We start from the raw sequence: 16,769 nt of genomic DNA, 5'->3' as shown, positions 1-16,769 counted from the left end.
CAGGCGCATGAGCGACACCGATAACGATAAGCCGAAACTGGGCATGCGCGCACCGCTGGGGCTGAAGCGCACGGTCGAGACGGGCAAGGTGAAGCAGAGCTTCAGCCATGGCCGCTCGAACACCGTGGTCGTGGAAGTGAAGCGCCGCCGGGTCCTGGGGCCGCATGGCACTCCGCAGGACGAGGCACAGGCCGCGCCCGAGCCCGTCGCCGCGCCTGCCCAGCCGCCGGCGCCGCCCGCGCCGCCGCGCCCCGTCGCGCCCGCGCCGCGCCCGTCGAACGAGACGGCGCAGGAGCGTCAGGCCCGATTGCTGCGCGAGGCGGAAGACCAGCGCATGCAGGCGAACGAGGAAGCGCGTCGCCGCGAGGAGCGCGAGCGCGCCGAAGCGGCCGAAGCGGAAGCCCGCCGTATCGAAGAGAAGGCCCGTGTCGAGGCGGAAGCCGCCGAGGCGCCGCCGGCGCCCGAGCCCGAGCCCGCGGTCGAGAAGGCCGCCGAGGCCGCTCCGGCGCCCGTCGCTGCGCCGACGCCGGCCCCGGCTCCCAAGCCCGCACCGACGCCCGCGCCGCCCCCGGCCCCGGTCGCGCTGCAGCTCGATCCGAGCCGCCCGGCCCCGCGCCTGTTCACGCCGGTGCAGCGCCCCGAGATCCCCAAGCCGCAGCCCAAGCCCGAGCCGAAGCCCGAGGCTGCCGCTCCGGCGCCCGCCCAGGCCGCGCGTCCGGCCGGTGGCGGCGCGCCTGCATCGCGTCCCGCGCCCACGGGCGGCGCGCCGGTGCGGCGCGGCCCCGAGCCTGCGCGTCCGCAGCAGCGCGACCGCAAGGGCGACGATCGCCGCCAGTCGGGCAAGCTCACCGTCAATCGCGCCCTGGGCGGCGAGGATGGCGCGCGTGCCCGCTCGCTCGCCGCGCTGAAGCGCGCCCGCGAGAAGGAGCATCGCCGCTCGTACGGGGGTTCGTCGGCGCCGCGCGAGAAGCAGGTCCGCGACGTAGTCGTCCCCGAGGCGATCACCGTGCAGGAGCTCGCCAACCGCATGGCCGAGAAGGGCGCCGACCTGGTGAAGGCGCTGTTCAAGATGGGCATGCCGGTCACCGTCAACCAGACGATCGACCAGGATACCGCCGAACTGCTCGTCACCGAATTCGGCCACAACCTGCAGCGCGTCAGCGAGAGCGACGTCGATCTGGACGTGGCCGAGGCCGATGCCGAGGACACGCTGCAGCCGCGCGCGCCGGTGGTGACGATCATGGGTCACGTCGATCACGGCAAGACCTCGCTGCTCGATGCCCTGCGCGGCACCGACGTGGTGAAGGGCGAGGCCGGCGGCATCACCCAGCATATCGGCGCCTATCAGGTCACGCTGAAGGACAAGTCGAAGATCACCTTCCTCGACACGCCGGGCCACGAGGCGTTCACCCAGATGCGTGCCCGCGGTGCGGACATCACCGACATCGTCGTGCTGGTGGTGGCGGCGAATGACGGCCTGATGCCGCAGACGATCGAGGCGATCAACCACACCAAGGCGGCCGGGGTGCCGATGATCGTGGCGATCAACAAGGTCGACCTCGACAGCGCCAACCCGCAGCGCGTGCGCGAGCGTCTGCTCGAGCACGAGGTCATCGTGGAAGAGATGGGCGGCGAGACGCAGGACGTCGAAGTCTCCGCGCTCAAGAAGATCGGCCTCGACGCGCTGATCGAGAAGATCCAGCTCCAGGCCGAACTGCTCGACCTCAAGGCCAACCCGGACCGCGAGGCCGAAGGCACGGTGATCGAGGCGAAGCTCGACAAGGGCCGCGGCCCGGTCGCGACGATCCTCGTCAACCGTGGCACGCTCAAGGTGGGCGACGTGTTCGTCGTCGGCGCCGAGAGCGGCAAGGTCCGCGCGCTGATCAACGACAAGGGCCAGCAGGTCAAGGAAGCCGGTCCGGCCGTTCCGGTCGAAGTGCTCGGCCTCTCCGGCGTCCCGATGGCGGGCGATCCGCTCCAGGTCGTCGAGAACGAGGCGCGTGCCCGCGAAGTCGCCGAATATCGCTCGGGCGTCGCGCTGCAGAAGCGCACCACCCAGGCGCCGGCCAGCCTCGAGAGCATGTTCTCGGCGCTCAAGGAAAAGCAGGCGATGGAATATCCGCTGGTCGTCAAGGCGGATACCCAGGGCACGGTCGAGGCGATCGTCGCGGCGATCAACAAGATCAGCACCGACGACATCAAAGCGCGCGTGCTCCATTCGGGCGTGGGCGGCATCACCGAGAGCGACGTGACGCTCGCGGCCGCTGCCGGGGCGCCGATCATCGGCTTCAACGTCCGCCCGAATGCCAAGGCGCGCGAGATCGCCGAGCGGAACAAGGTGGCGTTCAAATATTATGACGTGATCTATGACCTGACCGACGAAGTCCGCGCGGGCATGGCCGGGCAGCTCGGTCCGGAAGCGTTCGAGACCGTCGTCGGCCGCGCGGAGATCAAGGAAGTCTTCTCGGCCGGCAAGCACGGCAAGGCCGCCGGTCTGCTGGTTACCGAGGGCGCGATCCGCAAGGCGCTCAAGGCGCGTATCACCCGGGACGACGTCATCATCTACCAGGGCGAGATCGCGTCGCTGCGTCGCTTCAAGGACGATGTCGCCGAAGTGCGCGCGGGCCTGGAGTGCGGCGTGACGTTCAGCCAGAACTTCACCGACATCAAGGCCGGCGACTATCTCGAGACCTTCGAAGTCGAGATGCGCGAGCGCACGCTGTAAGTCTCTCCCTCTCTCCGCTTGCGGGGAGAGGGCCGGGAGAGGGGGTTGTCGAGGGTGCGTCGCACTTGCCCCTCTCCCCGCCCTCTCCGCTGAAGGGGAGAGGGAGATATGGCTTCGATCTTCGACGATTTCCCGTCGCCTTCCTCGGCCCGGCTGCTTGGCTGGGAGATGCGGGCCTTCGACGCGGAAGCCAGGACGATCGAGATCGGCTTCACGATCGACGACCGGTTCCTCAATCCGGCGGGAACGGTGCAGGGCGGATTCCTGGCGGCGATGCTCGACGACACGCAGGGCCCCTGCCTGTTCGCGGCGAGCGACGGGCGGGTCTATGCGCCGACGATCGATTTCCATGTGGTGTGCCTGAAGCCCGCGCGGCCCGGGCGCTTCACCGGCAGGGGCAGGGTGGTGAGCCTGGGCAAGACGATCGCGGTCACCGAGGCCGAGTTGTTCGACGAAGGCGGCAACATGGTCGCCCGCGGCACCTTCACGGGCCGTGCGATGGAAGGCGCGATGGCGCGCCGGGGTGAGAAATGAAGACGCAGACCACCACCGAGGAACGTTCCGTCCGCCTGCTGCGCGTCGGCGAGCAGGTGCGCCACGTGCTGAGCGAGATCCTGCAGCGCGGCGACGTGCATGACGACACGCTGGCCAGCCACATGGTTTCGATCACCGAAGTCCGCATGTCCCCCGATCTGCGCCATGCCACGGTGTTCGTGAAGCCGCTGCTCGGCAAGGACGAGGAAGTGGTGATCAAGGCGCTCCGCACCAACACCGCCTATCTCCAGCGCGAAGTCGCGCACCGGGTGAAGATGAAATACGCGGCCAGGCTCAAGTTCCTGGCGGACGAGAGCTTCGACGAGGGCAGCCATATCGACCAGCTGCTCCGCTCGCCCGAAGTGGCGCGCGACCTGGGCGACGACCCCGCCAAGGGCTGAGCCGGGCGCACGGCGCCGCATCCCGGCAGGGATTGATTCCGCCCGCGCGCGGTGCAGTATCGTGCGATGCGCGCGCTGCTGCTCTTCTTCCTCTTCTGCTCGGCCTGGACGGTGCCCGCCCGCGCGCAGGTCGGCGCGCTCCAGACCGACTGCAAGCTGGGCGGCGGCGGCCCGAGCGGATACCAGTTTGTCGCAACCTGTGCCGGGCGGGCGAGGTCGCCCGACGGGCATTTCGCGGTGGTCCAGCGCGCCTATCGGGACAAGCAGCCGCCGATCGAGGTGCAGGATGCCCGGGGGCGCGTGGTCGCCCGGCTCTCCAGCATCAGTGACGACATGCCGTTCAGCGTCCATTGGGCGCCCAATTCGCGCTGGTTCTTCGTCAACCACCATGTCGGCTCGTTCATGGACGTGCTGCGGGTCTTCGAGATCGCGGGCGGCAAGGTGATCGAGCGCCCGGCGCTGGGGCGCGCGGCGGCGAAGATCGCGTCGTTGCGCTATCCCTGCCTGAGGCGCGACATGATCCTGCCCAATGGCTTGCGCTGGGCGCGCGGCGGCCACAGCATCGTGCTGGTGACGATCAGCCGTCCCGATGCCTGTAGCTCCGACTATACCAGCAGGCCGGGCAGCTGGCAGCCGCTCTGGATGATCGGCGATGCCCGGACCGGGCGGGTGGAAGCGCGGTCGATCCAGCCGAACCGCGACGCGCGCGGGCTTCGCGAGCCGCGCGGGGGGCTTTACTCGCGGCCCTGAGGCTCCGAAGAAGCCGGATGGCCAAGCTCTATTTCTACTATGCCTCGATGAATGCGGGGAAATCGACCACGCTGCTCCAGGCCGATTTCAACTATCGCGAGCGCGGCATGCGCACCTTGCTGTTCACGGCCGGCATCCATGATCGCGGCGGCAAGGGCGTGATCGATTCGCGGCTCGGCATCCGCGCCGTCGCCACGCCGTTCGAGGAAGCGACCGACCTGCGCCGCATCGCCGAGGACGCGCATTACGAATCGCCGCTCGCCTGCATCCTGGTCGACGAGGCGCAGTTCCTCTCGCCCGCCCAGGTCCGCCAGCTCGCCCATCTCGCCGACGAAGTGGGCATCCCGGTGCTCTGCTACGGCTTGCGCACCGATTTCCAGGGCCGGCTCTTCCCCGGCTCGGCCGAGCTGCTCGCGCTCGCGGACTCGCTCGTCGAGATCAAGTCGGTGTGCGAATGCGGGCGCAAGGCGACGATGAATCTGCGCGTCGATGGCGCAGGCAATGCCGTGCGACAGGGCGAGCAGCGCGAAGTAGGCGGCAACGAGCGCTATGTCGCGCTGTGCCGCCGCCACTTCATGCAGCGTACAGCCTGACTGTGCTAGTGGCGGGGGCAGGAGTGTTTCACATGGCCTTCGAAAGGAGACGCGCCATGTTCCGCAAGACTGTCCTCGCGCTGGCGCTGCCGGCGCTGTTCGTCACCTCGGCTGCAGCGGCGCAGCAGGCCGGCCCCACGCCGGGGCCGAAGTCGGGCGAGCCGGCGACGATCCCGTTCATGACCCGCAACGACATCCGCACGTTCGACTCCACCGATGATGGCGACGGCCTCTATATCCAGGATGTCCGGCGCAACTGGTATTACGTGACCTTCTTCGGCCGCTGCAACGAGCTGCCCTGGGCGATCGGCGTGGGCTTCAAGACCTTTGCCGGCGGCTTCCAGATCGATCGCGGCGACACGATCATCGCCGGGCGCGAGCGGTGCAGGATCGCCGACATCGTCCATAGCGGCCCGCCGCCCGCGAAGGTGAAGAAGGCCAAGGGCGCCTGACGCTGGCTCCGGCGGCCGGCCTCGGCTAGGGGCCGCCGATGCATGGCTGGATCATCCTCGACAAACCGCTTGGCCTCGGCTCGACCCAGGGCGTGAGCGCGGTCAAGCGCGCGCTGCGCGACGGCAAGTACGGCAAGTTCAAGGTCGGCCATGGCGGCACCCTCGACCCGCTGGCGACCGGCGTGCTGCCGATCGCGCTGGGCGAGGCGACCAAGCTGGCGGGGCGGATGCTCGACAGCGACAAGGTGTACGACTTCGAAGTCACCTTCGGCGTCGAGACCGACACGCTCGATCGCGAAGGCAAGCCGGTCGCCACGTCGGAGGTGCGCCCCACGCGCGAGCAGGTCGAAGCGGTGCTGGCGCGCTTCACCGGCCCGATCGAGCAGGTGCCGCCCGCCTATTCGGCGCTCAAGGTCGATGGCGAGCGTGCCTATGATCTCGCCCGGGCGGGGGAGGAAGTGAAGCTGGCGAGCCGGGACGTGACGATCCATGCCCTTCAGATCCTCCCCGGAACGGGGAGGGAGACCGCCGGCGAAGCCGGTGGGGGAGGGGGCGTTCCATCAAGGACTCCGTTCGTGGAGCTCCCCCTCCACCAGCCTGCGGCTGGTTCCCCTCCTCGTTCCGGGGAGGATCAAATCACCCTGCGCGCCCATGTTTCGAAGGGCACCTATATCCGCAGCCTCGCCCGCGACATCGCGCATGCGCTCGGCACCGTCGGCCATGTCACGATGCTGCGCCGGGTGAAGGCCGGGCCCTTCACCCTGGAACAAGCGATTTCGCTGGACAAACTGGACGAAGCCGCTAAGGGCCGCACCCTTGAACAAATCCTCCTGCCGCTGAGGGCGGGGCTGGACGACATCCCGGCTCTATCCCTCACCCCCGATCAGGCAGGGCTGCTCCGACAGGGGCAGGTTCTGATCGGGATCGCCAAGGAAGACGGCCAATATTTCGCGTGTCTGGAGGATATTCCGATCGCGCTGGTGGAGGCTCTATCCGGCCAGGTCCGGGTGGTCCGCGGTTTCAATCTGTAAGCGATGTCGAAGGAAACACCATGTCGATCACTGCCGAGCGCAAGGAAGCGCTCATCAAGGAACACGCCCGCGGCGGCACCGACACCGGCAGCCCCGAAGTGCAGATCGCGATCCTCTCGGAGCGCATCTCGAACCTGACCGAGCACTTCAAGACGCACGCCAAGGACAACCACTCGCGCCGCGGCCTGCTCATGCTGGTCAACAAGCGCCGTAGCCTGCTCGACTATCTGAAGAAGAAGGACGAGAGCCGCTACACCGACCTCATCGCGAAGCTCGGGCTTCGCAAGTAACCGAAAAGGCGGCCCCCGGGTCGCCTTTTTGTCATTCGGGCACGCTACCGTGCCGAACCGCCTCCGCATCGGAGGCACGACGGGGATCGGCAATCCGGCCGATCCTGGAGCCACGTATGGCTCACCTCATAGGCCCCCGCTGCATCGGGTAGCGGGAGTGAAGGAAATCCAATGTTCGACAAGAAGACTGTATCGATCGAGTGGGGCGGCAAGACGCTGACCCTCGAAACGGGCAAGGTTGCCCGCCAGGCCGACGGCGCCGTGATGGCGACTCTCGGCGAGACGGTGGTGCTCTGCGCCGTCACGGCCGCGAAGAGCGTGAAGGAAGGCCAGGACTTCTTCCCGCTCACCGTCCATTATCAGGAGAAATTCTCGGCCGCCGGGCGCATTCCGGGCGGCTTCTTCAAGCGCGAGCGCGGCGCCACCGAGAAGGAGACCCTGGTCTCGCGTCTCATCGACCGCCCGATCCGCCCGCTGTTCCCGGAAGGCTTCTACAACGAGATCAACGCCATCGCTCAGGTGCTGAGCTATGACGGCGAGAACGAGCCGGACATCCTGTCGATGGTCGCCGCGTCCGCCGCGCTCACCATCTCGGGCGTGCCGTTCATGGGCCCGATCGGCGCCGCCCGCGTCGGCTATGTCGATGGCGCGTACATCCTGAACCCGACCGACGAGCAGGTTGCCGCCGGCGAGCTCGATCTGGTCGTCGCCGCCACGTATGACGCGGTGATGATGGTCGAATCGGAAGCCAAGGAGCTTTCCGAAGAGATCATGCTCGGCGCCGTGCTGTTCGCGCACGACGCCTGCCGCGAAGTGATCAAGGCGATCGTCAAGCTCGCCGAGCAGTCGGCCAAGGATCCCTGGGAAATGGCGTCGCAGGACGACAACGCCAAGCTCAAGGACAAGATCAAGAAGCTGATCGGCAAGGACATCGCCGCCGCCTACAAGCTGACCGACAAGTCGGCCCGCTCGAACGCGCTGAACGAGGCGCGTGCCAAGGCCAAGGCGCAGTTCACCGAGGACGGCCTTTCGCCCCAGGAAGTCATGGCCGGCATCAAGCTGACCAAGAAGCTGGAAGCGGAGATCGTCCGCACCGCCATCCTGAAGGACGGCAAGCGCATCGACGGCCGCACCACCACGCAGATCCGCCCGATCGTGGCGGAGACGCACTTCCTGCCGCGCGCGCACGGCTCGGCGCTGTTCACCCGCGGCGAGACCCAGACCATCGCCACCGCCACCCTGGGCACCAAGGATGCGGAGCAGATGATCGACGGCCTCAACGGCCTGTCGTACCAGCATTTCATGCTGCACTATAACTTCCCGCCCTATTCGGTCGGCGAAGTGGGCCGCTTCGGCGCGCCGGGCCGCCGCGAAGTCGGCCATGGCAAGCTGGCGTGGCGCGCGCTGCACCCGGTGCTGCCGTCGAAGGACGAGTTCCCCTACACGATCCGCCTGACCAGCGACATCACCGAGTCGAACGGCTCGTCGTCGATGGCGTCGGTGTGCGGCGGCAGCCTCGCGATGATGGACGCCGGCGTGCCGATCAAGCGCCCGGTCTCGGGCATCGCCATGGGCCTGATCCTCGAGGGCAAGGACTATGCGATCCTGAGCGACATCCTGGGTGACGAGGATCACCTGGGCGACATGGACTTCAAGGTGGCGGGCACGTCCGAAGGCATCACCACGATGCAGATGGACATCAAGATCGCCGGCATCACCAAGGAGATCTTCGAGGCTGCGCTCAACCAGGCCAAGGAAGGCCGCGCCCATATCCTGGGCGAGATGAACAAGGCGCTGGGCGAGACTCGCTCGGAGCTGTCGGCGCACGCGCCGCGCATCGAGACGATCACGATCGACAAGACCAAGATCCGCGACGTCATCGGCACGGGCGGCAAGGTGATCCGCGAGATCGTCGCCACCACCGGCGCCAAGGTCGACATCGACGACGAGGGCGTGATCAAGATCTCGTCGTCGGACCTGACGCAGATCGAGGCCGCCAAGAACTGGATCCTCGGCATCGTCGAGGAAGCGGAGGTCGGCAAGATCTACACCGGCAAGGTGGTCAACCTCGTCGATTTCGGCGCGTTCGTGAACTTCATGGGCGGCAAAGACGGCCTCGTCCACGTCTCGGAGATCAAGAACGAGCGCGTCGAGAAGGTCTCGGATGCACTGAGCGAAGGCCAGGAAGTCAAGGTCAAGGTCCTCGAGATCGATCCGCGCGGCAAGGTCCGCCTGTCGATGCGCGTCGTCGACCAGGAGACCGGCGAAGAGCTGGAGGACACGCGTCCGGCCCGCGAGCCGCGCGAACCGCGCGGCGACCGTGGCGATCGCGGCGACCGTGGCGACCGCCGTCGTGACGGCGGCCGCGGCGGCGATCGTGGTCCGCGTCGCGAAGGCGGCGACCGCGATCGCGGTCCGCGCGGCGATCGTGGCGATCGTGGCCCGCGCCGCGAGCGCTCGGAATCGAAGGACGAGGGCGGCGAGAATATCGGCCTGCCGGCGTTCCTCACCGGCGGCGACGACTGATCGTCCGCCAGGCTGGCTAATGGGACAGGGGCTCGGGAAACCGGGCCCCTGTTTCATTTCAATGCCACTGCACCGAAAATCCACTGGCCCCGGGCTAGGCGCGGTAGCGCAGCGCCTCGACGATCGCGGCGAAGGCCGGGGTCGGCTGGCGCCGGCTCGGATAATAGAGATGATAGCCGGAAAAGGGCGGCGACCAGTCTTCGAGCACTGCCTCCAGCGCGCCGCTGTCGAGATGTTCGCGGACGAGGTTCTCCATCAGATAGGCGAGCCCGAACCCGTCCAGCGCCGCCTCGCGGATATGGAAGATGCTGTTGAAGGTCAGCTGCCCGTCCACCCGCACGCGCTGGGCCCGCCCGCCCCGTTCGAATTCCCAGGCATAGAGGCCGCGCAGCGTGGGCAGGCGCAGGTTGATGCAGCAATGGCCGGCCAGTTCCTGCGGCGTGCGCGGGCGGCCGGCCCTTGCGAAATAGCCGGGCGTCGCCACCACCAGCATCCGCATCTCCGGGCTGATCGGCACCGCGATCATGTCCTTGTCGATGATGTCGCCCAGCCGCACGCCCGCGTCGAACTTCTCGGCGACGATGTCGACCAGCCGATAGTCGGTCTCGATCTCCAGCCGGATGTCCGGATAGCGGGCGAGCACGCCGCGCAGCCGGGGCCAGAGCACGGTCTGGAGCGAGAATTCGTCGGCGGTGATGCGGATATTGCCCGCGGGCCGCTCGCGCAGGTCGTTGAGCGCCGCGACATGGGTCTCGATCTCGTCGAGATGGAAGGCGACCGAGCGCAGCATCCGCTCGCCGGCCTCGGTGGCGGTGACGCTGCGGGTGGTGCGGTTGAGCAGCCGCACGCCCAGCCGCTCCTCGAGCCCGCGCATGCAGTGGCTGAGCGCCGATGGCGTCACCCCCAGCTGCGCCGCCGCGCGCGTGAAGCTGCGCTCGCGCGCCACCGCGACAAAGGCAGCGAGATCGGCGAGGTCCTGACGGTTCATTGCTGAGAATTTCTCATAAACCCGTTCAGATTGCAGCCCCTAATCGGCGGGGCGATCCGCCCTATCTCTGTTGGGCACGGGGCCACCCCATCTCAGGAAGACAGGACATGCAGAAGCGCATTCTCGGCAACGGCCTCGAAGTCTCGGCGATCGGCTATGGCTGCATGGGGCTGGACTTCGCCTATGGCAGCAAGCTGAGCGCGGCGGAAAGCAGCGCGCTGCTCCGCGCCGCGGTCGATCTCGGCGTCACTTTCTTCGATACCGCCGAAGTCTATGGCCCCTTCACCAACGAAGGGCTGGTCGGCGAGGCGCTGCGCCCGGTGCGCGACCAGGTGGCGATCGCCACCAAGTTCGGCTTCGACATCGTGGACGGCGTGCAGCGGGCGGGCCTGAACAGCCGGCCCGAGCATATCCGCGCGGTTGCCGAGGCCTCGCTCCAGCGGCTCGGCATCGAGCGGATCGACCTGTTCTACCAGCACCGCGTCGATCCCGATGTGGCGATCGAGGACGTCGCCGGCGCAGTGAAGGACCTGATCGCGGAAGGGAAGGTCAAGCATTTCGGCCTGTCCGAGCCGGGCGCCGAAACGGTGCGCCGCGCGCATGCCGTGCAGCCCGTCACTGCGATCCAGAACGAATATTCGCTGTGGACGCGCGGCGTGGAGACCAACGGCATCTTCGCGGTCTGCGAGGAACTGGGCATCGGCCTGGTGCCCTATAGCCCGCTCGGCCGCGGCTTCCTTACCGGCGCGATGCACGCAGGCACCGCGTTCGGCGAAGGCGATTTCCGCAGCAAGCTGCCGCGCTTCACGCCCGAGGCGATGGCGAAGAACCAGGCGCTGGTCGACCTGCTCCAGCGCATCGCCGAGGGCAAGGGCGCGACGCCCGCCCAGGTCGCGCTTGCCTGGATCCTCGCCCAGAAGCCCTGGATCGTGCCGATCCCGGGCACCACCAAGCTGCACCGGCTCGAGGAGAATCTCGGCGCCGCCGCCGTGACGCTCACGCCCGAGGATCTTGCCGGCATCGCCGCCGCGCTCGCCGAGATCGATATCGAGGGCGAGCGCTATCCGGCCCCGCTGATGCAAGTCGTCGGCCGGTGAAGCCGGCACTGGCGCTTGCCGCGCTCGCCCTCATGGCCGGGCCGGCGGGCGCCCAGTCCCTTTCGCAGGAGAAGCGCATCATGAAGCTCAATCGCAGCGGCTCCCAGCCTTCGCAGAAGGGCCCCGCCGAATGGTTCACCGGATCGGTGCGCATCGACCCGCTCACCATCGCGCCGGAGCCGCGCTACGGGGTGGCGAGCGTCACTTTCGAGCCCGGCGCGCGCACCGCCTGGCACATGCATCCGCTCGGCCAGACGCTGATCGTCACTGCGGGGCTGGGCTGGACCCAGTGCGAGGGCGAGGCGATCGTCGAGATCCGCCCCGGCGACGTGATCTGGTGCCCGCCCGGCCATCGCCACTGGCACGGCGCCAGCCCCACCACCGCCATGACGCACATCGCCATCCAGGAAGCGCTGGACGGCAAGATGGTCGAATGGATGGAGCATGTGGCCGACGCCGAATATCTCGCCGGCCCGGCCGGCGAGCGCTGATGCCGCACGTCATGCTCCACCTCGCCGCCGGGCGCTCCGATACGGAGAAGCGGCGCCTGGCCGATGCGCTGGCCGATGCCGTGACGGCTGCGATCGGATCGCCGGCGGAGAGCATCTCCGTCGCGATCGAGGACGTGCCGATGGACGAATGGCCGCAATTCTATCGGCGCGAGATCGCCGTCCGGCCCGCGCTGCTGTTCAGGCCGCCGGGCTACACGCTCTGACCCCATTTCCTTCCCCCAAGACCAAGCAAGGACCATCATGCCCAGCCCAGCCAAGGCCTATGCCGCCCAGTCGGCGACCGCGCCGCTCGCGCCCTTCAGCTTCGCGCGCCGCGACCTGCTGCCCGACGACGTCTCGATCGACATCCTCTATTGCGGCGTCTGCCATTCGGACCTCCACACCGTGCGCGGCGAATGGGGCGGCACGCTCTATCCCTCCGTCCCCGGCCATGAGATCGTCGGCCGGGTGACCGCGGTCGGCGGCGACGTCACTCGCTTCGCGGTCGGCGATCTCGTCGGCGTGGGCTGCATGGTCGACAGTTGCGGCCATTGCCCGTCCTGCCATGCCGGCGAGGAGCAGTTCTGCGAGACCACCGGCTTTGTCGGCACCTATAATGGCGAGGACAAGGTGCTGGGCGGCCACACGTTCGGCGGCTATTCGGACCATATCGTCGTCAAGGACGTCTTCGTCGCGCGCATCCGCCACGACGAGAAGGACCTGGCCGCAGTCGCGCCGCTGCTGTGCGCCGGCATCACCACCTATTCGCCGCTCCGCCACTGGAATGCGGGGCCGGGCAAGAAGGTCGGCGTGGTCGGCATCGGCGGCCTCGGCCATATGGGCATCAAGCTCGCCGCGGCGATGGGCGCGCACGTCGTCGCCTTCACCACTTCGCCCGACAAGATCGAGGATGCGAAGAAGCTGGGCGCGCATGAAGTCGTGGTCTCGCGCGATCCCGAGGCGATGGCGGCGCACGCCAACAGCTTCGACTTCATCCTGAACACCGTCGCCGTGGCGCACGACCTCAACGCGTTCCTGGTGCTGCTCCGCCGCGACGGCACGATGACGCTGGTCGGCGCGCCCGAGCACCCGCATCCCTCCCCCGACATCTTCAACCTGCTGCTCAATCGCCGCGCGATCGCCGGCTCGCCGATCGGCGGCATGGTCGAGACGCAGGAGATGCTCGATTTCTGCGCCGAGCGCGGCATCACCGCCGATATCGAGAGGATCCGGATGCAGGATATCGAGACGGCCTATGCGCGCATGACGAAGAGCGACGTGAAGTATCGCTTCGTCATCGACATGGCTTCGCTGAAGGGGGCGTGAGGGCATTGGCCGCGCCGGAGTCCTTCCGGCGCGGCGCCGCCGCCGGCCGCCCGGATCAGAGCCGCTTCAGCGCGTCGAGCGAGATGCCGTCGGGAAGCCGGATGCCCAATTCGCCGAGCTTCTTCCGCGTTTCACTGCCGAACGGGTAATGCTCCTGGAATGTCCGATTGGAAAAGATCAGGCATTTGGAGAGCCAGTCGGTCGCGTCCTTGAACATGTTGGTCTTGCCCAGGGCATCGCATTCCTTGCGATAGGCGCGAACCTTGCCGATCGCGTCCGAACTACATAGCGCGCGATCGACGTCGCCGATCAGTGCATGGTCGCTCATCCTGAGGCAGCGCACGATGTGCCGGATCCACAGCGGACTGACGGCATTTGTCGGGCCATAGGCGTTTCGATCGAAGAATCGGTACATGGCATAGGCGGACAGGGCCTCCTGGTCCGTGCATCGCATCCCGAAGAGGCGATCGATCTCGTGCTGGGCAAGGGGCGCTCCCTCGCTGTTGTCGATGGAGAGCCTGTCCATCAGGTCGTCGAGCCACAGGTCGGCATGCCCGGCCAGCCGATCGAAATCATTCTGGATTTGCAGGATCTCGCCGATCAGGCGGCCCATTTCCTCCGTAGCGCCCTCGCGGCCTTCCACTTGATACAGCCGCTCGTGACTGATCACTGTCCAGGCATGCACCGTCACGGTGCGGAGCTGGATCTCGAACGGGAACCGCATCAGGTCTTCGACCCGGAGTTCGAGTTCGTGATACGCGTTTGCCAGCCGCTGCGCCTGATCCGAAGTCAGCCGTCCGCGCAGATGCACCCCGGTCCATCCGCCGGAGGGGCCGGCATAGTTGACTTCCTGGCCGTCCGCGCCCCGCAAGTCGCTCGTCGCCGATCGGAACGCCATGCGCAGGCGTTCGGTGATTGCCCCGGCAAGGTGAATTTCGGCGCTGTAGCTCGAGATCAGCCGGCAACCGATCGCGTCGGGAATGTGATGGAAGGGATGTTCCAACAGCCGGTGCAGGCGCTCCGCCGCGAGGTCGGCCTCCATCTGGTTGCCGCGCTTCTCCTTCAGCGCCGCAAACCGCTTGTCGTAGATCGAAGTGAACTTGCCGCGCAGGCTGTCAAGCTCCTTGACCCGGCTCTCGAACATCAATGGGCGATGATAGCCGGCGAGCATCGCACGCATCTCCTCCACGACGAAGCGAGCAATGGTCGCCATGATGGGATAGTTATTGTTGTACTGGCTGCGCAGCCGATGCAGCGCATCGGTATATTCCTGGCAATAAATGGTCATCGTCATCCCCCCGTCGCTTGGGATAACGATAATGCTGCCCGGCGAATTTGTAAGCGGCGGGGGCTGCATTTCTTGCAATGCGCCGATATCTTGCCGCGGCAATGCAATGGAAGCTTCCGCTGCGCGGTGCTCCGGGCCTCTTGCAAGGTCCAGGGGGTTCTGTTGCCCGGCCCCCCTGGTGGCCGCTGGATTCCGCTTCTGTTGCCCGGTGCGGTCCAACCGCGCATTTTAGAGTAACCTTGGGCCGTTAGGCCGTGGGGTTACGCCGCAATAGCGAGTGCTTCGTTATCGTTGGCACTTGTGTAACGGACCGTCGCGGTGGCCCATGCCGAGAGATAGTCAGCGCTTTTCAACACACGTCGATCCTAGTTCGGCCCCGTCATCAACTGCCTTGGCAGGTAGCTGGTGGTGGAGCCGCCGGGTACCGCCCCCGGGTCCGCTGCGCCTATTGCACGCCGTCGTTTATCCCCATAGCCGGCCGAAGCCGGCAGCCCCTATATAGGGGCTCGGCGATTAATGAAAAGGTCAGGCTGCATTCCCTAAGGCCTTCACAGTGCCGCAAACAATTGGCATGGAGGCTGCATCATGTTGACCCAGCGTTCCCGCTATGCGCTGCGCGCGATGCTTTTCCTTGCCGGACGGCCCGCTGCCGGCGCGCCCACGCCGATGAACCGCATCGCCGCCGAAGCGAACGTGCCGCGCAAGTTCCTCGAGCTGATCCTCGCCGATCTGCGCGAGGCGGGCTTCCTCAGCTCCACGCGCGGCAAGGCCGGCGGCTATCGCCTGGCGCGGCCGACGCACCTCATCTCGCTGGGCGAGATCATCCGGGTGATCGAGGGGCCGCTGGCGCTGGTGCCCTGCGTCAGCCGCACCGCCTATCGCCCGTGCAACGACTGCAAGGACGAGGCGAGCTGCGCGATCCGCCACGCCATGGCGCGCGTGCGCGACGAGACTGCGCGTATCCTCGACGGCACCAGCCTGGCCGATGCCGTCGCGGAAGACCTTGCCGCCGCCTAAAGTCGTCTTGGGCAGGGCGGCACTGACCCAGCGAAGCTGAAAGCGACTCTAGGCCGCGTTCTTCTTCTTCAGCTCGTCGCGAATCTCGCGCAGCAGCGTCACGTCGGCCGGTTCGGCGGCCGCGGCTTCCTCCGGCTTGGGAAGCATGCGGTTCACCGCGCGCACCAGCAGGAAGATGATGAAGGCGACGATCAGGAAATTGACCGCGGCGGTGACGAACGCGCCATAGCCGAACAGCGGCACGCCGGCCTTCTTCAGCGCGGCATAGTCGGTCGATCCGGCCAGGTTGGCGGGGATCGGGCCCAGCGCGATGAAATAGCTGGAGAAATCGAGCCCGCCAAAGATCTTGCCGATCAGCGGCATCAGCAGATCGTCGGTGAGCGAGCTGACGATCTTGCTGAAGGCGGCGCCGATGATGACCGCCACCGCAAGGTCGATCACGTTGCCGCGCGAAACGAACGCCTTGAATTCCTTGAACATCCCTTCGGCTCCCGTCTCCTGCCGCCGAGGTGCGGCATCCATGGCATGATGCACGGATGCGGACCGTTCGCAAATGCCGACTGTCCGATTTCGCTTTCGAACCCCGGTGTGGCCACGGTATAAGACACTCCGAACCAGATCCGGAGGATCATGACGTGATGAAGTTTCGTGCCGTTCTCGCCCTTGCCGGCGCCGCCCTGCTCTCGGCCTGCGGGCTCAACAGCGTGCCCACCGCGGAAGAGAATGCGAAGGCGAAATGGGCCGATGTGCAGGCCGCCTATCAGCGCCGCGCCGATACCATTCCCGCACTGGTCAACACGGTGAAGGGTGCCGCCGCGTCCGAGGGCAAGATCCTGACCGACGTGGTCGAGGCGCGCGCCAAGGCCACTTCGGTACAGGTCTCGGCGAACGATCTCACCGATCCGGCCAAGGTCCAGGCCTTCCAGGCGGCGCAGCAGCAGCTGAGCGGCTCGCTTGGCCGCCTGATCGCCAGCGTCGAGGCCTATCCGCAGCTCCAGAGCCAGCAGACGTTCAAGACGCTGATGGATCAGATCGAGGGCAGCAACAATCGCATCACCGTCTCGGTGCGCGACTATAACGCGGCGGTGCAGGCCTATAACACCCGCATCCGCACCTTCCCCGACGCGATCGGCGCCAAGATCTTCTACGGTGCCAAGCCGATCGTCCCGTTCCAGGCGCAGGCAGGTGCGGAGAAGATGCCCGAGGTCAGCTTCGGGAACAGCAACTGATCCTGCGGGCGCTCCTCCTCTGCGGAGCGCT

General features: G+C 67.1%; 18 protein-coding genes and 1 other RNA gene. 15 read left to right on the top strand and 4 right to left on the bottom strand.

The annotated features are described in order from the left end of the window. Positions 1-7 precede the first annotated feature (7 nt). The 9 genes from infB (at position 8) to pnp (ending at position 9,302) form a co-directional block, all read left to right on the top strand. Entirely contained in the window at positions 8-2,725 is a 2,718-nt protein-coding gene (infB, locus tag FHR20_RS12005; RefSeq protein ID WP_167299868.1) for a translation initiation factor IF-2, read from the top strand. 108 nt (positions 2,726-2,833) lie between these two features. Further along, entirely contained in the window at positions 2,834-3,259 is a 426-nt protein-coding gene (locus FHR20_RS12000; protein WP_167299867.1) for a PaaI family thioesterase, read from the top strand. Then, entirely contained in the window at positions 3,256-3,660 is a 405-nt protein-coding gene (gene rbfA, locus FHR20_RS11995; RefSeq protein ID WP_167299866.1) for a 30S ribosome-binding factor RbfA, read from the top strand. Before FHR20_RS12000 ends, rbfA begins: the two co-directional genes overlap by 4 nt. Before the next feature lie 66 nt (positions 3,661-3,726). Continuing rightward, positions 3,727-4,410, top strand: coding sequence for a hypothetical protein (locus tag FHR20_RS11990; RefSeq protein WP_167299865.1), 684 nt, complete (start codon positions 3,727-3,729; stop codon positions 4,408-4,410). 17 nt (positions 4,411-4,427) lie between these two features. After that, positions 4,428-5,003: a thymidine kinase gene (locus FHR20_RS11985; protein WP_167299864.1), complete on the top strand. Its 576-nt coding sequence runs from the start codon at positions 4,428-4,430 to the stop codon at positions 5,001-5,003. A gap of 56 nt (positions 5,004-5,059) precedes the next feature. Then, positions 5,060-5,455, top strand: a complete 396-nt coding sequence (locus FHR20_RS11980) for a DUF6491 family protein (RefSeq protein WP_167299863.1) — start codon at positions 5,060-5,062, stop codon at positions 5,453-5,455. A 38-nt stretch (positions 5,456-5,493) separates the two neighbouring features. Continuing rightward, positions 5,494-6,486: a tRNA pseudouridine(55) synthase TruB gene (gene truB, locus FHR20_RS11975; protein WP_167299862.1), complete on the top strand. Its 993-nt coding sequence runs from the start codon at positions 5,494-5,496 to the stop codon at positions 6,484-6,486. Positions 6,487-6,506: 20 nt separating this feature from the next. Further along, positions 6,507-6,776: a 30S ribosomal protein S15 gene (rpsO, locus tag FHR20_RS11970; RefSeq protein WP_086127986.1), complete on the top strand. Its 270-nt coding sequence runs from the start codon at positions 6,507-6,509 to the stop codon at positions 6,774-6,776. 171 nt (positions 6,777-6,947) lie between these two features. Next, the gene (gene pnp / locus FHR20_RS11965; RefSeq protein WP_167299861.1) at positions 6,948-9,302 is read left to right on the top strand and encodes a polyribonucleotide nucleotidyltransferase; all 2,355 of its coding nucleotides are present in this window, start codon (positions 6,948-6,950) and stop codon (positions 9,300-9,302) included. Positions 9,303-9,396: 94 nt separating this feature from the next. On the opposite strand, the gene FHR20_RS11960 is transcribed toward pnp, so the two are convergent. Next, entirely contained in the window at positions 9,397-10,290 is an 894-nt protein-coding gene (locus FHR20_RS11960) for a LysR family transcriptional regulator (protein WP_167299860.1), read from the bottom strand. Between the two features lie 107 nt (positions 10,291-10,397). Between FHR20_RS11960 and FHR20_RS11955 the strand changes: the two genes are divergently transcribed. From FHR20_RS11955 to FHR20_RS11940, 4 genes are read left to right on the top strand one after another with little or no spacing between them, the layout of a single operon-like run. Continuing rightward, the gene (locus FHR20_RS11955) at positions 10,398-11,387 is read left to right on the top strand and encodes an aldo/keto reductase (protein WP_167299859.1); all 990 of its coding nucleotides are present in this window, start codon (positions 10,398-10,400) and stop codon (positions 11,385-11,387) included. Further along, positions 11,384-11,878 carry a (R)-mandelonitrile lyase gene (locus FHR20_RS11950; protein WP_341786440.1) on the top strand — a complete coding sequence of 165 codons (495 nt, stop codon included), beginning with the start codon at positions 11,384-11,386 and terminating at the stop codon, positions 11,876-11,878. The genes FHR20_RS11955 and FHR20_RS11950 overlap by 4 nt, the downstream gene beginning before the upstream one ends. Continuing rightward, positions 11,878-12,102 (top strand): tautomerase family protein, encoded by a 225-nt coding sequence (locus FHR20_RS11945; RefSeq protein WP_167299858.1) that lies wholly within the window; start codon positions 11,878-11,880, stop codon positions 12,100-12,102. Before FHR20_RS11950 ends, FHR20_RS11945 begins: the two co-directional genes overlap by 1 nt. 37 nt (positions 12,103-12,139) lie before the next feature. Then, positions 12,140-13,204 carry an NAD(P)-dependent alcohol dehydrogenase gene (locus FHR20_RS11940; protein WP_167299857.1) on the top strand — a complete coding sequence of 355 codons (1,065 nt, stop codon included), beginning with the start codon at positions 12,140-12,142 and terminating at the stop codon, positions 13,202-13,204. A gap of 55 nt (positions 13,205-13,259) precedes the next feature. Here FHR20_RS11940 and FHR20_RS11935 read toward each other — a convergent pair whose 3' ends face one another. Together FHR20_RS11935 and ssrA are read right to left on the bottom strand one after the other, a co-directional pair. Then, positions 13,260-14,711: a nucleotidyltransferase family protein gene (locus FHR20_RS11935; RefSeq protein ID WP_167299856.1), complete on the bottom strand. Its 1,452-nt coding sequence runs from the start codon at positions 14,709-14,711 to the stop codon at positions 13,260-13,262. Beyond that, positions 14,680-15,019, bottom strand: a transfer-messenger RNA (tmRNA) gene (gene ssrA / locus FHR20_RS11930). Before ssrA ends, FHR20_RS11935 begins: the two co-directional genes overlap by 32 nt. A 58-nt stretch (positions 15,020-15,077) precedes the next feature. Between ssrA and FHR20_RS11925 the strand changes: the two genes are divergently transcribed. Next, positions 15,078-15,509: an RrF2 family transcriptional regulator gene (locus FHR20_RS11925; protein WP_167299855.1), complete on the top strand. Its 432-nt coding sequence runs from the start codon at positions 15,078-15,080 to the stop codon at positions 15,507-15,509. Positions 15,510-15,557: 48 nt separating this feature from the next. Here FHR20_RS11925 and mscL read toward each other — a convergent pair whose 3' ends face one another. Then, the gene (gene mscL, locus FHR20_RS11920) at positions 15,558-15,989 is read right to left on the bottom strand and encodes a large conductance mechanosensitive channel protein MscL (RefSeq protein WP_167299854.1); all 432 of its coding nucleotides are present in this window, start codon (positions 15,987-15,989) and stop codon (positions 15,558-15,560) included. 158 nt (positions 15,990-16,147) lie between these two features. Here mscL and FHR20_RS11915 point away from each other — a divergent pair, with 158 nt between their 5' ends. After that, positions 16,148-16,738 (top strand): LemA family protein, encoded by a 591-nt coding sequence (locus tag FHR20_RS11915; RefSeq protein ID WP_167299853.1) that lies wholly within the window; start codon positions 16,148-16,150, stop codon positions 16,736-16,738. Positions 16,739-16,769: the final 31 nt, after the last annotated feature.

Origin of the sequence: Sphingomonas leidyi, assembly GCF_011761945.1 — a bacterium.
In the GTDB taxonomy this organism is placed as follows: domain Bacteria; phylum Pseudomonadota; class Alphaproteobacteria; order Sphingomonadales; family Sphingomonadaceae; genus Sphingomonas; species Sphingomonas leidyi.
This window is presented reverse-complemented; position numbering and strand designations above follow the sequence as displayed.

Coding starts and splice junctions, on each gene's coding strand:
- infB (WP_167299868.1), top strand. CDS start 8: ATGAGCGACACCGATAACGATAAGCCGAAACTGGGCATGCGCGCACCG.
- FHR20_RS12000 (WP_167299867.1), top strand. CDS start 2,834: ATGGCTTCGATCTTCGACGATTTCCCGTCGCCTTCCTCGGCCCGGCTG.
- rbfA (WP_167299866.1), top strand. CDS start 3,256: ATGAAGACGCAGACCACCACCGAGGAACGTTCCGTCCGCCTGCTGCGC.
- FHR20_RS11990 (WP_167299865.1), top strand. CDS start 3,727: ATGCGCGCGCTGCTGCTCTTCTTCCTCTTCTGCTCGGCCTGGACGGTG.
- FHR20_RS11985 (WP_167299864.1), top strand. CDS start 4,428: ATGGCCAAGCTCTATTTCTACTATGCCTCGATGAATGCGGGGAAATCG.
- FHR20_RS11980 (WP_167299863.1), top strand. CDS start 5,060: ATGTTCCGCAAGACTGTCCTCGCGCTGGCGCTGCCGGCGCTGTTCGTC.
- truB (WP_167299862.1), top strand. CDS start 5,494: ATGCATGGCTGGATCATCCTCGACAAACCGCTTGGCCTCGGCTCGACC.
- rpsO (WP_086127986.1), top strand. CDS start 6,507: ATGTCGATCACTGCCGAGCGCAAGGAAGCGCTCATCAAGGAACACGCC.
- pnp (WP_167299861.1), top strand. CDS start 6,948: ATGTTCGACAAGAAGACTGTATCGATCGAGTGGGGCGGCAAGACGCTG.
- FHR20_RS11960 (WP_167299860.1), bottom strand. CDS start 10,290: ATGAACCGTCAGGACCTCGCCGATCTCGCTGCCTTTGTCGCGGTGGCG.
- FHR20_RS11955 (WP_167299859.1), top strand. CDS start 10,398: ATGCAGAAGCGCATTCTCGGCAACGGCCTCGAAGTCTCGGCGATCGGC.
- FHR20_RS11945 (WP_167299858.1), top strand. CDS start 11,878: ATGCCGCACGTCATGCTCCACCTCGCCGCCGGGCGCTCCGATACGGAG.
- FHR20_RS11940 (WP_167299857.1), top strand. CDS start 12,140: ATGCCCAGCCCAGCCAAGGCCTATGCCGCCCAGTCGGCGACCGCGCCG.
- FHR20_RS11925 (WP_167299855.1), top strand. CDS start 15,078: ATGTTGACCCAGCGTTCCCGCTATGCGCTGCGCGCGATGCTTTTCCTT.
- mscL (WP_167299854.1), bottom strand. CDS start 15,989: ATGTTCAAGGAATTCAAGGCGTTCGTTTCGCGCGGCAACGTGATCGAC.
- FHR20_RS11915 (WP_167299853.1), top strand. CDS start 16,148: ATGAAGTTTCGTGCCGTTCTCGCCCTTGCCGGCGCCGCCCTGCTCTCG.